Consider the following 15,024-nt stretch of genomic DNA (forward strand, 5'->3'; position numbering starts at 1 on the left):
AGCGAAGGAGCCGGCGTTTCAGGCCTGCGCCGGCTCGACCAGTTCCTGCATGCGGCGGCCTTCCTTGAGGGCGGCATAGGTGTAGATGCCGAGCGCTACCCAGAGCAGCGCAAAAGAGAACCAGCGCCAGAAGTCCATCGGCTCGCCGAAAATGAAGACGGCGGTGAGGAAGACGAGCGACGGCGAGATATATTGCATGAGGCCGGCGGTCGAATAGCGGATGCGCCGCACCGCAAGCGAGAAGAACAGCAACGCCGCCGCGGTGAGCACGCCGCAGCCCATCAGCATCAGCGTATAGAAAGGGGTCGTCAGGAATAGCGCCTGCCCCGTCTCGCCCAACCACATCGCGATGGCCCCGGCAGGAATGAAGATGAGCAGCACCTCGATGAAGAAGCCCTGCGTGGCACCGACATCGACGGTCTTGCGGATGAGGCCGTAGAGGCAGAAGGTCGCGCCCAGCATCAGACCGAGCCAGGGCACGACGCCGAGCGCGATGGTCTGGACCAGCACCGCGATCACGGCAATCGCGATGGCGATGAGTTGCAGGCGGGTGAAACGTTCGCCGAGGAAGATGGCGCCCACCACGACGTTGAGCAGCGGGTTGATGTAATAGCCGAGGCTCGCCTCGATGGTGCGCCCGTTCTGGATCGACCAGATGTAAAAGCCCCAGTTGAAGACGATCAGCAGGCTGGTGAACAGCAGGGTGAGAACGATGCGTGGGCTGGCCAGCGCCTTCTTCACGTCGTCATATTGGCCAAGCGCCCAGATGACGATGGCCGCTATGGTGAGCGACCAGAGGCCCCTGTGCACCGCGATCTCGACCGGCGAAGCGGCCTCGATAAGCTTGAAATAATAGGCCATCACGCCCCAGACGAGATGGGCCGCGATGCCGAAAGCCACGCCCTTCTTGGCTTCGGAGAGGTGGGCGGCGGAAACCGGAGTATCTATGGCGGACATCGGCGATGGTTTAGCGGGCCCGCCCCGTTTCAGCCAGTCGGCTTGCAAGCATGGGTCGCATGCCGGGAACGCACATAGAGGTCAGTTACAGCCGTTCTTCGTGTAGGCGAGCAACTCGTTGAAAGCGCTGAAATAAGGGCTGTACATCGTGGTGGGGTCGGATTCGTAATAGTGCGAATTCACCCCGATGATGTAGTTTCCGCTACCCTTCTTGGTCGTATATTTCGCCACCCAGGCGCCGCCGCTTGACCCGCCGAGGAACCGGCGCTCGCCGTGCTTGGTGCTGGTGACGGCCACATCGCTGCCATAGGGGAAAGGATCGAGCTTCCCCTGCACCGTGGTTACGCGTCTGCCTCCGGCAATGTCGCCCGGATAGCCGACCAGCGTATCGCTCGCATAGTCATCACGCCAAGCCGCGTGATAGCCGAAGCTTCCGGTAGGCGAGGGTTTGTCGACGAGGAACATGGCGAAATCCCACTGATAACGCCCAGGGACCCCCAGGCCCATGGTCCAGCCGCCATAGGTCGCGATGCATTTTGCCCGATGCCGGCTCACATATTTGCCATTGCGATGCTGCAACTCGAAGACAAGGTCGCTCACAAACTTGCCGCTATGGGTGTCCTGCACGCAATGTGCGGCGGTCAGGACGACACGTTCGTCGATGAACTGCCCGCTGCACACATAGGCTTCCCCGCTCTTGCGGAAGAACATCTTTCCAGCCCACTTCAAGGGTGTCCCGGCATCGCCCGCCTGCCCCCGGCTCTCCAGGCTCTTCACCGGCTTCTGTTCGGAACGCTGCGGGCTGTTCTCGGCCTTGGGGCGTGGCGGCGGTGCGCCCTCGATCATCGGCATCGGCATGGGCTTGGCTTCGGAGAGCTGAGCCCGCGTCCATGGCAGCGCTTTCGACGGCTCATCGGGCAAGGTGATCGAATTGATCCGCAGCTCAGCACCAGTCTTGCTGTCCTGCGCGACTGAGGGACCGGCCAGGATCAGCGCCGCCCCCAGAAATGTCACAACTTTCAAGGCTTCCAGTTTCACCATTCGCATATTCGACCCTTATCTTTCCGCAAGGGAAGGATAGGGGGCGAATCGTGCGAAGTGAAGAGGAATTTAAGGCCGTGGCGTGGCTTTTTCCGCGCCCGCCACCTCTTCGCGCAGCAGCTTGAAGACGATCGAGTCCGACAGCGCCTGGAAGGAGGCATCGACGATGTTGGGCGACACGCCGACGGTGAACCAGCGATTGCCCTCGCCATCACGGCTTTCGACCAGAACGCGGGTAGTGGCTCCCGTTCCGCCGTTGAGGATACGGACCTTGTAGTCGGCGAGTTCGAGATCGTCGATGAAGCGCTGGTACTTGCCGAGATCCTTGCGCAAAGCGACGTCGAGCGCGTTGACCGGGCCGTTGCCTTCGCCGGCATTGATGAAGATCTCGTCGTCTACCTTCACCTTGACCACGGCCTCCGACATGGTGACGAGCTCGCCCAGCGCGTTGTGGCGCTGCTCGACGATCACCCGGAAGGACTGGACGTCGAAATAATGCGGCACGGTGCCGAGCATGCGGCGCGCCAGCAGCTCGAAGGAGGCATCCGCCCCGTCATAGGCATAACCTTGCGCTTCTCGCTCCTTCACCTCGCGCAGCAGCGTATCGAGACGGCTGTCGCTCTTGTCGACGGCAAGCCCGATGCGGGCGAGCTCGGCCAGCAGGTTGGATTTGCCGGCCTGGTCGGAGACCAGCATGCGGCGGCGGTTGCCGATGCTGTCGGGCGGCACATGCTCGTAGGTCTCGGGCTCCTTGACGATCGCCGAAGCATGGATGCCCGCCTTGGTGGCGAAGGCGCTCCTTCCCACATAGGGCGCCTGCGCATTGGGGCTGCGGTTCAGAAGCTCGTCGAACGCACGGGACACATGCGTCAGCGTCGCCAACTTTTCCTCCGTCACCCCCGTTTCAAAGCGTTCGGCAAATTCCTTCTTGAGCACCAAGGTCGGGATGATCGACACGAGATTGGCGTTGCCGCAGCGCTCGCCGATGCCGTTGAGCGTGCCTTGGATCTGGCGGACGCCGGCCAGCACCGCGGCCAGCGAATTGGCCACCGCCTGCTCGGTGTCGTTATGGGCGTGAATGCCGAGATGGCTGCCCGGCACCGTCTTCGTCACTTCACGGACGATCTCCGAAACTTCGGGCGGCAAAGTTCCGCCATTAGTGTCGCACAGCACGACCCAGCGCGCACCCGCTTCATAGGCGGTTTTCGCGACTTCGAGCGCATAGGCCGGATTGGCCTTGAAGCCGTCGAAGAAATGCTCGCAATCGAGCAGCACCTCGCGTCCCAGCGCTTTGGCGCTCTCGATCGTGTCCTTGATGGTGAGGAGGTTTTCCTCATTCGTCGTCTGGAGCGCGACACGGACATGATAGTCCCAGGATTTGGCGACGAAGCAGATCGCCTTCACCTTGGCGCGCAGGATGTCCTGCAGGCCCGGATCATTGGAAGCGGACCGGCCGGCGCGCTTCACCATGCCGAAGGCGGTGAAGGTGGCCTTGGTCGGTCGCGCCTCGGCAAAGAGCGCGGTGTCGGTCGGATTGGCGCCCGGATAGCCGCCCTCGATGTAATCGAGGCCGAGCTGATCGAGCATCTCCATGATCACCAGCTTGTCGTCGAGCGAGAAATCGACACCCGGCGTCTGTTGCCCGTCGCGCAAGGTGGTGTCGAAGAGATAGAGGCGCTCGCGCGTCACGATTTCACCTCCCAGCTCGTCGTGCCGTCCTTGTTGTCCATGACGACGACGCCCAGCGCATCGATCGCGGCGCGCAGGCGGTCGCTCTCGGCCCAGTTCTTGGCGGCGCGCGCGGCGATCCGCGCGGCGATCAGCTCATTCACCTTGTGCTCGTCGATCTTGGCCGCCTTCTCCTCGACATGCCTGCCGGTGAAGCCCAGCGCATTGAGCGTGGCGCCGAGCTCCATCTGGAAATTCGGCCGGTCGAGCGCATGCAATTCGGCGATGGCGCGCGGCGTGTTGAGGTCGTCGCACAGGGCTTCGAGCACCGGCGCTGCGATACGCACATCCTCGGTGAGGCGGGAGGCGGCGGTATTATAGAAGCCGTCCAGGATGCGGGTGCTCTCCTCGAGCCCCTTCACAGTCCAGTCGATCGGCTGGCGGTAATGGGTGCGCAGCATGTTGAAGCGCACGACCTCACCCGGCCAGTCATTCAGCACCTCGTTGATGGTCAGGAAGTTGCCGAGACTCTTCGACATCTTCTGGCCGTCGATCTGCAGGAAACCGTTATGCATCCAGATATTGGCCATCACCTTGAGGCCGAAGGCGCAACGCGACTGCGCCACTTCATTCTCGTGATGCGGGAAGATGAGATCGATGCCGCCGCCATGGATGTCGAAGGTCTCGCCCAGATGCTTCCACGACATGGCCGAGCATTCGATATGCCAGCCGGGCCGGCCCCTGCCCCATGGGCTGTCCCAGCCCGGCAGATCCGGGGTCGACGGCTTCCACAGGACGAAATCCATCTCGCCCCTCTTATAAGGGGCGACATCGATGCGGGCGCCGGCGATCATGTCGTCGAGCGGCCGGCGCGACAATTTCCCGTAATCCTTCATCGAGGGCACGTCGAAGAGCACATGGCCCTCCGCCTCATAGGCATGGCCCTTGGCGACCAGCATCTCGATGAGTGCCACGATCTCCGGGATGGTGCCGGTGGCGCGCGGCTCATGCGTCGGCTCCAGCACATTGAGCGCCGCGATGTCCTGATGGAACTGGCGCGTCGTGCGGCTGGTCAGATCGCCGATCGGCACGCCCTCTTCCTTGGCCCGCGCGTTGATCTTGTCGTCGATGTCGGTGATGTTGCGCACATAGGTGACATGGTCGGCGCCATAGAGATGGCGCAGCAGCCGGAACAGCACGTCGAAGACGATGATCGGCCGCGCATTGCCGATATGGGCGTAATCATAGACCGTCGGGCCGCAGACATACATGCGGACCGCCTTGGGATCGATCGGCGTGAAGACGTCCTTGGCTCGGGTCAGGGTATTGTAAAGTCGTAACGTCATGTGACTCTCGGGGCTTGCCGGCCCGGGGATCGCTTCGACTTGGATTTAGGTAAAGCGGCCGCCTGCCAGCGTTTAAGCGCTAGATGCAGATAATAATCATGCCGCACATCGGGACGGCATAGTGGGGGGCGGTCGTCATGGGCCGGCAAAATGACGGAACTGCCCCCTCCCGTCAAGCCCGGCCTCGGGAACAGCCTAAATAAGACTTACCGGTCGCTCCTGCGGTAGAGCCAAAGCGTCACCGGCGCCAGGAGAACCGTCAGGGCGGCCGGGGCCACCAGCGCCCAGAGAACGTCACTCACGGTCGCATTCCCGGCCATCACCCCGCGAATGGCGCTGGTCATCAGCGAAATGGGGTTCACCTCGACAAAAGCCTTGAGCCAGCCCGGCATGGTGTCCGGCTGAACCATGATGTTGGAGGCGAAGACCAGGGGGAAGAGAAAGGTGAAGCCGGCGGTCATCACCGTCATCGGCGTGCGGACCAGAAGACCCAGCACGATGAAAATCCAGCCCATGCCGAAACCGACGGCGAGAAGCAGCCCGAAAGCGGCAATGATGCCGAGGACACCCGCCTCGGCCCGATAGCCCAGTATGAGGCCAATGGTCAGGATGATCCCGCCGGCAATCAGATGACGCAGGATATCGCCCACCATAAGACCGGCGAAAGGCGCCAGCGACCAGATCGGCAGCGAGCGGAACCGGTCGAACAGACCTTTGCTGAGGTCGGTCGAGAGGCCCATGCCGGAATAGACCGCATTGAAGACGACCGTCTGCACCAGGATGCCGGGCAGGAAGAACTGCAGATAGGCGCCGGTCGATCCCGCCAGCGCCCCGCCGAAAACGAAAGTAAAAAGCAGCGTGAACATGATCGGCGTCATCACCAGATCGAAAAGCTGCTCCGGCACATGCTTGAATTTGAGGATGGCGCGCCAGCCGAAGACGAGCGCGTTGGAGAAGGCCGACGGTGGCTTGGGCGGCGCCCGGTCGAGTCTGAGTTCCAAGGGGGTCGAGCTCAAGTCGGTCATCTTTCGTCCCCTTCCGGTTTTGCGAGCCTGCCGCCGCCGCCCGTCAGCGCGAAGAACACTTCCTCGAGGCTGGGCGAACCCATGGAAAAATCGGCAAGCTCTATATTGTCGGCGATGAGTGCGGCGATCGCCTGGCTGGCCGCCGCGGGGGTGCCCGCCATGACCGAAAGCTGGACGCCTTCCGCACTCTGCTGGACCTTGCCGCCGAGATGGTCCTCGAGCAGCCGCCTCGCGTCATCGACACGCGCCGGATCGGCCAGCGCCACATGGAGAAAGCCCGAACCGGTGGCGGCCTTGAGCTCACGGCTCGTGCCTTCGGCGATCTTCTTGCCCTTGTCGATGACGGCGATACGCGCCGCCAGCTGATCCGCCTCGTCGAGATATTGGGTGGTGAGCAGGATCGTCACGCCCGAGCCCGCCAGCGCCCGGATCATCCGCCACACGCTCTGGCGCGCATTGGGATCGAGGCCGGTCGTCGGCTCGTCGAGAAAAAGGACGCCCGGCGTCACGACGAGCGAGGCGGCGATGTCGAGCCTTCTGCGCATGCCGCCCGAATAGGCCTTGACCTGCTTGTTGGCCGCGTCGGCCAGATCGAAGGCGGCAAGCAGTTCATCGGCGCGCTCCTTGGCGCCGCGGCCGCGATAGCCCCACAACCGGGCAAGCATCAGCAGATTCTCGCGGCCCGTCAGATCCTCGTCGAGCGAGGCGAACTGGCCGGTCATGGCGATGCTGGCGCGCACCTTCTGTGGCGCGGTCACGAGATCATGTCCCATGACGCTGGCGGAGCCCGCATCAGGTGTGGCGAGCGTCGCCAGCATGCGCATCAGCGTGGTCTTGCCGGCGCCGTTAGGCCCCAGAATGGCGAAGATCATACCGCGTGGCACATCGAGGTCGATGCCGTCGACGGCCCGCACCGCGCCGAAATGCTTGACGATCCCGCGCACCGAAATGGCTGGCGCTGGCTGTCCTTCGACGGACGACGAATTGTTCATACGCATGGCATCGTTCATGACGCGTCCGTGAAACCTGTGAAAAACCTGGGCAGCGTGCTGCCGGTGTTGCGCGAAATCGCAGGGTAATCACCCTCTCCAGTGGTCGCGCCGGAGAAACCTCGCATGGCTGGCCGGCGTTTGTCCAGATCAACCGGCATAATGGCTCGCCGCGCCAAGGGCTGTCAGCAGCGGGTGCTTCCGTCAGCCCGGTTCCCGTCGCAGGGTTGATATGAGCTTTACACCCTAGCAGGTCCCCAAAGAGGCCCTTAAGGTCACAACTCTCAGGGGAGAAGATCGCGCTTGCCGCAACAATCGACGACACAAGCGGCCATCTGGATGGCGGGATGGCTTCTCTGTACCCTTGCTTTGACCGTCGCCGGGCGCGAGCTCGGTCACGATGTGCCGGTCTTCGTGATCATGATCTTGCGCAGCCTGATCGCCATGGCGGTGCTGGGCCCCCTCGTCCTCTATGAAGGCAATGTCCGCGCCCGCCTCACCCAGCTGCCGCTCCATATCGTGCGCAATATCGCGCATTACGCCGCCCAATATTCCTGGTTCACCGCGCTCCTCCTCATTCCCCTTGCCCAGGTCGTCTCGATCGAGTTCACCATGCCGATCTGGGGCGCCCTCATCGCCGTCGCCTTTCTCGGCGAGACGCTGACCCGCTACCGGATCGCCGCCATCGGGCTCGGTTTTCTCGGCATCCTGCTGATCGTGAAGCCCGGCACGGCGACGGTCGATGCAGGCCATCTGGTGGCGCTTGTCGCGGCAGTCGGATTTGCCGTCTCGGTCGCGCTCACCAAGGTCCTGACACGCAAGGATACGGCGCTTACCGTCATCTTCCTGATGTTTGCCATCCAGACGGTGATTGGCGCGGTGCCGGCTTATCTCACCTGGAAATGGCCTGAGCCCGAAAACTGGATCTGGGTCGCCGTCGTCGGCTTCACCGGTACCTTCTCGCATTATTGCCTGTCCAAGGCGATCTCGCTCGCCGACGTGACCATCGTGACGCCGATGGATTTCCTGCGCGTGCCCTTGACCGTGCTCGCCGGCTACTGGCTCTATAGCGAGGGCTTCGATCTCGTCTCGATCATCGGCGCGACGCTGATCCTCGGCGCCAATATGCTCAATCTTCTGAAAGCCAAGCAGACATCATGAATGCGGAACACGCCGCGCAGCATCGTCTCGGCCTCCTCCTGGTGGCGACTGCGGCGCTGTTCTGGTCGACCTCCGGCATCTTCGTCAGGCTCATCAGCGCCGACCTGATGACGATGCTGTTCTGGCGCGGTGTGTTCTCCGGCTCAGGCGTGATGCTGGTCTATCTGCTGATGGAGGGAAAAGCCGGTATCGCCAGGCTCTGGCCCCTGCCGCTGCCGGTCTTCGCGGTGGCGGCGTGCTCGGCCATCGGCATGATCACCGGCATCGGCTCGATGCGCTACACGACGGTGGCCGAGGCGCTCATCATCTATGCGACGGTGCCTTTCGTCACCGCCGCTTTCGCCTGGCTTTTCATCGGCGAGAAGCCGAGTGTCCGCACCATAGTGGCGAGCCTCGTGGCGCTTGCCGGCGTGGCGCTCATGATGAAGGACGCCTCCTGGGACGGCAGCCTTTTCGGCAAGGGCCTCGCCGTCCTCATGACATTCAGCATGGCCGCCATGACGACCATCATGCGCGGGCATCAGAAAGTGCCGATGCTGCCCGCCATGGCGATCTCGGCCTGGCTCTGTTCCTTCGTGACCGTCTGGTTTGCCGCTCCTTTGGCGGTGAGCGCCCAGGACCTCCTGCTCATCGCCCTGTTCGGCATCGTGCAGAACGCGTCCGGCCTCATCCTCTATGCGATCTGGTCGCGCAAGATCCCGGCCGCCGAAGCGACACTGATCGCAGCGCTCGAAGTGCCCTTCACGCCGCTCTGGGTCTGGCTGTTCCTCGGCGAGACGCCGGCGGGAGCCGTGCTCCTCGGCGGCGGCGTCGTCATGCTGGCGCTGTTCGGTCATATCCTGACCGAGATCAGGCCAAGGCGGGCTTTACCGCCGCCGGTTTAGACTACGGCGGACTGGGCCGGATTTCTTGAGCTTTCGATCGCCGTCCTCGTTGCGACCAAAGCCTCTTCCAGAAGCTCCAGTTCATGTCGCCCGGCGCGCATGTGGGCAGTCGCCTCACCCGTCCCGACAACGATCTCGAAACGCCGCTTCAATCTATTTCTGATACGGAAGGAAATCTTCGCTCCGCCGCTGATGCGCACGTCTTCCCTCCACAGCGGAGTATCGATTACCCGTCGCCATATCCGTTCAAGGATACCGAGCCGCATCATATCTCTCGCGCTCTCCCGGGCCAGCTCGTCCAGCCGCAAGGGCTCGAGCTGCATCTTGGTCGCGCGCAGTACGGCCTCGAAATTTCGAAGATCACTCATATCCATTGGATAATAGTGAGTGCCACCCGAGGACTTTGACACCAGCACCGCATAGAGCAGGTCATCTTTTCTCTTGAGGCGAAGGGATATCACTCCATCGTTGCCGAGATCGACTTCCGTCGAGCCTACAACCGTGCCGGTTATGGTTCGCCAGACTCCTTCGAATATCCCGAATCCCATAAGCTTGCCGTCTTCTGCCATCACGGGAAACCTTGAGACTAGGCAGTCGTGGTTGCTGACACAAGCCGACAGTCGGATCGGAGAGACTGAAGCCAGGGCAAACATGGAACAAGTCATGGGCGGCAGCGACAATCAGCGTTATCTCGGCTGGACCCTGGTCGCCCTGTCGGCGGTCGCCTGGTCGACGGCCGGCTACTTCACCCGCCTGATCGAGGAGGATGTCTGGACCATCCTGTTCTGGCGCGGCGTCTTCGGCGGCCTGGCCCTTGCCCTCATGGTTGCGGTGCAGTCGCGCGGCAAGGTGATCAAAGCCTATAGCGGCCTCGGCGGCATGGGCCTGCTCCTCGCCCTCGTTTCGGGGCTCGGCATGATTGCCTTTCTCAGCTCCTTGCGGCTGACGACGGTCGCCGATGTCTATGTGATCTACGCCACCGTGCCTTTCATCACCGCCGGTGTCGCCTGGCTCATCCTGAGAGAACGCACCTCGTTGATCATCCTCGCCGCCAGCGCGCTGGCACTTGCGGGAGTCGTGGTGACGCTGAGCGGCGCCCGCTATGGCGGCAGCCTGCTCGGCCAGTTCATCGCCTTCCTGATGACCCTCACCATGGCGCTGATGACGGTCATCCTGCGCTGGAAGCGTGACATACCGGTCATGCCGGCGCTCGGCCTGTCGGCCTGGGTCGCCGCCTTCATCTCCTTCTGGTTCTGCCACCCGTTCGATGTCTCCTCCTCCGATCTCGCTTTGCTGGCGCTCTTCGGGCTTACCCAAAGCGCTCTCGGCCTCATGCTGTTCGGAATGGGCTCGCGCCTGATTCCGGCCGCCGAAGCGACCTTGATCACCGCGCTCGACGTCCCGCTCGCTCCTCTCTGGGTGTGGCTGGCTTTCGGTGAGGTGCCAAGTTCCTACACGCTGGCCGGCGGTACCATCGTGCTCGCCGCCGTATTCGGCCATATCGCCATCGAGATGCGCAGGCCCCAGCTAGAAAATTTGCGAAATTGACAGTCTGAAAGAAAACTGACAAGCTTCCGCAAAACTAACAAACAGCGGGGGCGACGCGAAAACATGCGGAAACCGGTACGTCAGCGGCTCACCGCATGCCTGGAGGAGGACGCGACCAAGGCGGAGCGCCTGCTCGCCAGCTACATGCTGGCCAATCTGACGAGCCTTCCTTTCGAGACCGCCGCCACCCTCGCCGGGAAAATCGGCTTGAGCGAGCCGTCGGTCGGCCGTTTCTGCCGCGCCATCGGCTACAAGCATTTCAAGGAGCTGAAATCCGATCTCCAGGCCGATATCGGCGAAGGCCCGTGGCTCATCGGCGACCGGCTCAAGGACTTTCGCCAACGCAGCCGGCGCGGCGACGACGAATTGGCGCGCGGACTCGACAAGGAGATCGCGGCCCTCGTCAGGAACTACGAGATCGCCCGCACCAAGGAATGGAAGCGCGTCGTCAAACGCCTCGCGCAGTCGCCGGACATCTTCGTCGCCGGATTCCAGACCGAACGCGGTCTGGCGCAGTATCTCGCCAACCAGCTGCAATATCTGCGGCCCGGCGTGCAGCTCGTCGACCTCGCCGGCGGCAATTTCGCGGACGTGCTGCTCGGCAATCCGGCCAGGGCCAATCTCATCCTGATCGAGGCGCGGCGTTATTCGAGCCTGGCCCAGCGCCTCGCCGCCGAAGCCCGCCAGGCCGGCGTCGCCACAATGCTGATCACAGACTCATATTGCGACTGGGCGCATGACCTGGTCGACGAGGTCTTTTCGGTCGAAACCGATCTCAACCAGTTCTGGGATGCGACGGCGCCGATCGCGAGCCTCATCACCCTTCTCGTCAACAGCATCTTCAACGAGCTCGGTCCGCAAGTCGAAGAGCGGATGAACAAGGTCTCCGGCCTCTACAGCCAGTTCATCGGCTATGTGGGAGATCCGAAAGCCTGAGATCGCGACCTGCTTCACCAAAACAAAAAACGGAAATGGAGGAACCTATGAAACACCAGCTACGCAAAGCCTTTCTCACCGGCAGCACCACCTTGATGACGCTTGCCGCCTCGAGCCTCTGGGCAATCGCCCAGGAAGCGACCTTCGTCATGCCGACCAACGAGGTGGGTGCCGCGACCTATAACCCGGTCAAGTCGCCCATGATCAATGCCGCCTCGCCTCTGATCTTCGACGGCCTGGTGGTGCAGGACGTCGATCAGAGCTTCCATCCGCATCTGGCGGAATCCTGGGAAGAGGCGCCGGACGGCATGCAGTGGGTCTTCCATCTGCGCAAAGGCGTGAAGTTCCATAATGGCGAGCCCTTCAATGCCGACGCCATCGCCGCCTGGATCCCCTCCTTCGCCGGCACCGACAACGCCTATATGGTCGAGGCCATCGACAAGGTGGAAGTCGTCGACGAGAATACCGTCAAATTCGTGATGAAGCGGCCGGAACCCAACCTTCTCTTCAACTTCGCCAGCGCCTTCATGGGCATTCCGGCGCCCAAGGCTTACAAGGAAATGGGCGACAAATTCGGCGTCACCGAGGCGATCGGCACCGGGCCCTACAAGCTCACGAGCTTCACCGTCGGCCAGGAAACGGTGCTCGAGCGCAATGACGATTATACCTGGGGATCAGAGCTCTCGCAGAACAAAGGTCCGGCCAAGATCCAAAAGATCACCTTCCGCGAGATCCCGGAGCAATCGACCTCCTTCCTCGAGCTCAAGACCGGCGGCGTCGATCTCCTCTTCGGTGTGCCGACCGATTTCATCGCGCAGGTCAAGGCTGAGCCCAATCTCGGCGTCATCACCACGCCCGCTTATGACGTCGCTTATATGCCGATCAATGTCACGTCGGAACCCTTCACCGACATCAAGGTGCGTGAGGCGACGGCGCTCGCCGTCAACCAGAAGCAGATCCTCGACAGCATCTATGGCGGCATCGGCATGGAAGCGCACAACTTCCTGATCAGCGCGCTGCCCGAGGCCAATGTCGATCCGAAGCTCAATATCTCCTACAACCCGGAACGGGCGAACCAGCTTCTCGACGAGGCTGGCTGGAAGACGGGTGCCAATGGGGTGCGCGAAAAAGACGGCAAGCCGCTCAAGGTGAAACTCTGGGCCCAAACCGACACCGAATTCAAACGCCTCGCCGAAGCGGTCCAGGCGCAGCTCAAGGCGATCGGCATGGACGCCGAGATCACCATCTACGATTCCTCCGCCATCCGTGACGAATACAAGAAGAACCAGCATCAACTGGCGGTGCGTTCCTATGAATGGAACAATGCCGACATCATCGACTGGTTCTTCTCCGGCCAGCGCCTCGGTTATCCCAATATCTCGATGTGGAACGACCCCAAGGGCGAGGAGCTGAACAAGAAGGCAATGACCGGCTCGAAGACGCTGGAAGAGCGCATCGCCAACTTCAAGGCCTATCACGAATATGTCCTGTCGCAATTCGTCTTCGCGCCGATCTACCAGCCGGTGACGAGCGTCGCCTATAACAAGGACCGCCTGAAAGTGACGGATACGATGCTGAAGAAAGGCATCGAGCCGTCGCAGATCATGGACCTCGAAGTCGTCCAGTAGGTAGCACGACCTCAAGGGGAAGATCGGGATGCTTTCGTACACAATCCGGCGGCTTCTGCTGCTGATCCCGGTCTTCCTCGTCGTGTCGATCGTCATCTTCCTCATCATCCATCTGGTGCCGGGCGACCCGATCGACAATCTCGTGCGGGTCGGCTCGACGCCGGAACAGAAGGCCGAGATCACCGCGCGCTACGGGCTCGACCGGCCGCTCGTCGAGCAATATCTCATCTGGCTCAGCCAGCTCGCCCAGGGCGATCTCGGCACCGCCATCGTCATGCGCCGCCCGGTCGCCGATCTCATCGCCCAGAACCTGCCCTACAGCCTGACGCTGGGCGGCCTTGCGTTGCTGTTCTCGACCGTGCTCGGCATCGCAGCCGGCGTCATCGCCGCGATGAACAAGGAAGGCCGGATCGACCGCACCGTGATGACCGGCGTGTTGTTCGGCTCGACCATGCCGAGCTTCTGGCTCGGGCTCATCCTCATTCTTGTCTTCGCCGTGCAATTGCGCTGGTTTCCGGTGTCAGGGGCGCGCTCCTGGGAAAGCCTGGTGCTCCCCGTTCTCACCATCGGCCTCGGCGGCATGGCGCTCGTGGCGCGTGTCACCCGCATCGCCATGCTGGAAACGGCCGGCAAGGACTTCGTACTGCTGCTCCATGCCAAGGGCCTGCCGGCGCGGCGCATTCAGCTTCGGCATGTGCTGCGCCATGCGCTGCTGCCCGTCGTCACCATATTGGGCCTGCGCATCGGCTGGGTTCTCGGCGGCGCCGTCACCGTCGAATATGTCTTCGCCAGGCCCGGCCTCGGCATGTTGCTGATCAAGGCGCTCAGCCAGCATGATTATCCGGTGGTGCAGGCCTGCCTCCTGATGCTCGCCATGGCGGTCATGCTCGGCACGCTTTTGGGCGATCTCATCCAGGCGGCGATGGACCCGCGCGTCAGGAGCGCTCTCACATGACCGCGCCCGCGCTCGACCACAGCCCGGGCTTCCTCGCCGAGGCCCGCCGGACGACACTCGGCAAGGTGTTCCTCTCGCCCAAAGGCGGCATCACCGGCGCCTATCTGCTGGCACTCGTCCTGGTGGCGCTCCTCGCCCCCTGGATCACGCCCTATCCCTACGATGCGCAGAACCTGCCCCTTGCGTCCCAGCCGCCGAGCCTCGCCAACTGGCTCGGCACCGATGAATTCGGCCGCGATGTGCTGTCGCGCATCATGTATGGGGCGCGCACCTCGCTGTCGGTCAGCGTCACCGCCATCACCGTTTCGGTCTTCATCGGCATGTGCCTCGGCGCGGCGGCCGCCTATTTCGGCGGCCTGCTCGACCGCTTCATCACCGCGGTGATCGACCTCAGCTGGTCCTTCCCCGAGCTTCTCATCGCCCTCATCCTGGTCGCCATCATCGGGCCGGGCCTCACCAGCACGATGATCGCCATCGGCGTCGCCTATCTCGCCCAGTTCACCCGGCTGACCCGCGCCGAGATCCTGGCGCTCAAGAATGAGACCTATATCGAAGCGACGATCGGCCTCGGCGCCAGCCACAGCCATGTCGTGTTCCGCCATCTGCTGCCTAATGCCATGGCGCCAGTCATCATCTGCGGCATGCTGGCGACGGGTGACGCCATCATCCTCGAAGCGACGCTCGGCTTCTTCGGACTGGGTGCCCAGCCCCCCGTTCCGAGCTGGGGCGCCATGATGTCGAGCGGCACGGCGCAGATCTTCAAGGCGCCCTGGGTCATCATCTTCCCGGGCCTCGTCATCGCCATCACGGTGGTCGCCATCAATCTCTTCGGCGACGCGCTGATCCGGGCGCTCGACATCAAATCCAAGATCCGGGAAGGCTGAGC

General features: G+C 62.6%; 14 protein-coding genes. 7 read left to right on the forward strand and 7 right to left on the reverse strand.

Annotated features, from left to right (window positions below; genetic code table 11):
* Positions 1–18 precede the first annotated feature (18 nt).
* From rarD to JHL16_RS23895, 6 genes are all read right to left on the reverse strand, one after another.
* Entirely contained in the window at positions 19–957 is a 939-nt protein-coding gene (gene rarD, locus JHL16_RS23870; RefSeq protein ID WP_200187415.1) for an EamA family transporter RarD, read from the reverse strand.
* 81 nt (positions 958–1,038) lie between these two features.
* Positions 1,039–1,998 carry a trypsin-like serine peptidase gene (locus tag JHL16_RS23875; RefSeq protein ID WP_200187416.1) on the reverse strand — a complete coding sequence of 320 codons (960 nt, stop codon included), beginning with the start codon at positions 1,996–1,998 and terminating at the stop codon, positions 1,039–1,041.
* 69 nt (positions 1,999–2,067) lie between these two features.
* Positions 2,068–3,687 carry a citramalate synthase gene (gene cimA, locus JHL16_RS23880; protein WP_200187417.1) on the reverse strand — a complete coding sequence of 540 codons (1,620 nt, stop codon included), beginning with the start codon at positions 3,685–3,687 and terminating at the stop codon, positions 2,068–2,070.
* Positions 3,684–5,012 carry a cysteine--tRNA ligase gene (gene cysS / locus JHL16_RS23885; RefSeq protein ID WP_200187418.1) on the reverse strand — a complete coding sequence of 443 codons (1,329 nt, stop codon included), beginning with the start codon at positions 5,010–5,012 and terminating at the stop codon, positions 3,684–3,686. Before cysS ends, cimA begins: the two co-directional genes overlap by 4 nt.
* Before the next feature lie 206 nt (positions 5,013–5,218).
* Complete coding sequence (locus JHL16_RS23890) at positions 5,219–6,037, reverse strand: ABC transporter permease (RefSeq protein ID WP_200187419.1); 819 nt, start codon at positions 6,035–6,037, stop codon at positions 5,219–5,221.
* Positions 6,034–7,047, reverse strand: coding sequence for an ATP-binding cassette domain-containing protein (locus JHL16_RS23895; RefSeq protein ID WP_200187420.1), 1,014 nt, complete (start codon positions 7,045–7,047; stop codon positions 6,034–6,036). Before JHL16_RS23895 ends, JHL16_RS23890 begins: the two co-directional genes overlap by 4 nt.
* Positions 7,048–7,329: 282 nt before the next feature.
* On the opposite strand from JHL16_RS23895, the gene JHL16_RS23900 reads away from it, so the two are divergent.
* Together JHL16_RS23900 and JHL16_RS23905 are read left to right on the forward strand one after the other, a co-directional pair.
* Positions 7,330–8,187 carry a DMT family transporter gene (locus JHL16_RS23900; protein WP_246771147.1) on the forward strand — a complete coding sequence of 286 codons (858 nt, stop codon included), beginning with the start codon at positions 7,330–7,332 and terminating at the stop codon, positions 8,185–8,187.
* Complete coding sequence (locus tag JHL16_RS23905) at positions 8,184–9,071, forward strand: DMT family transporter (RefSeq protein WP_200187421.1); 888 nt, start codon at positions 8,184–8,186, stop codon at positions 9,069–9,071. Before JHL16_RS23900 ends, JHL16_RS23905 begins: the two co-directional genes overlap by 4 nt.
* Here JHL16_RS23905 and JHL16_RS23910 read toward each other — a convergent pair.
* Positions 9,068–9,640 carry a hypothetical protein gene (locus JHL16_RS23910; protein WP_200187422.1) on the reverse strand — a complete coding sequence of 191 codons (573 nt, stop codon included), beginning with the start codon at positions 9,638–9,640 and terminating at the stop codon, positions 9,068–9,070. The two genes, JHL16_RS23905 and JHL16_RS23910, sit on opposite strands and share 4 nt — an antisense overlap.
* An 82-nt stretch (positions 9,641–9,722) precedes the next feature.
* Between JHL16_RS23910 and JHL16_RS23915 the strand changes: the two genes are divergently transcribed.
* The 5 genes from JHL16_RS23915 (at position 9,723) to JHL16_RS23935 (ending at position 15,022) form a co-directional block, all read left to right on the forward strand.
* Entirely contained in the window at positions 9,723–10,619 is an 897-nt protein-coding gene (locus tag JHL16_RS23915; RefSeq protein WP_246771148.1) for a DMT family transporter, read from the forward strand.
* Positions 10,620–10,682: 63 nt separating this feature from the next.
* Positions 10,683–11,555 carry a MurR/RpiR family transcriptional regulator gene (locus JHL16_RS23920; RefSeq protein ID WP_200187423.1) on the forward strand — a complete coding sequence of 291 codons (873 nt, stop codon included), beginning with the start codon at positions 10,683–10,685 and terminating at the stop codon, positions 11,553–11,555.
* A gap of 47 nt (positions 11,556–11,602) precedes the next feature.
* On the forward strand, positions 11,603–13,183 hold the full coding sequence (locus JHL16_RS23925; protein ID WP_246771149.1) for an ABC transporter substrate-binding protein: 1,581 nt from the start codon (positions 11,603–11,605) through the stop codon (positions 13,181–13,183).
* Positions 13,184–13,211: 28 nt separating this feature from the next.
* Positions 13,212–14,138, forward strand: a complete 927-nt coding sequence (locus tag JHL16_RS23930) for an ABC transporter permease (protein ID WP_200187424.1) — start codon at positions 13,212–13,214, stop codon at positions 14,136–14,138.
* Positions 14,135–15,022, forward strand: coding sequence for an ABC transporter permease (locus tag JHL16_RS23935; RefSeq protein WP_200187425.1), 888 nt, complete (start codon positions 14,135–14,137; stop codon positions 15,020–15,022). Before JHL16_RS23930 ends, JHL16_RS23935 begins: the two co-directional genes overlap by 4 nt.
* Positions 15,023–15,024 lie beyond the last annotated feature (2 nt).

The organism is Taklimakanibacter albus (assembly GCF_016595235.1).
Lineage (GTDB): Bacteria > Pseudomonadota > Alphaproteobacteria > Rhizobiales > Aestuariivirgaceae > Taklimakanibacter > Taklimakanibacter albus.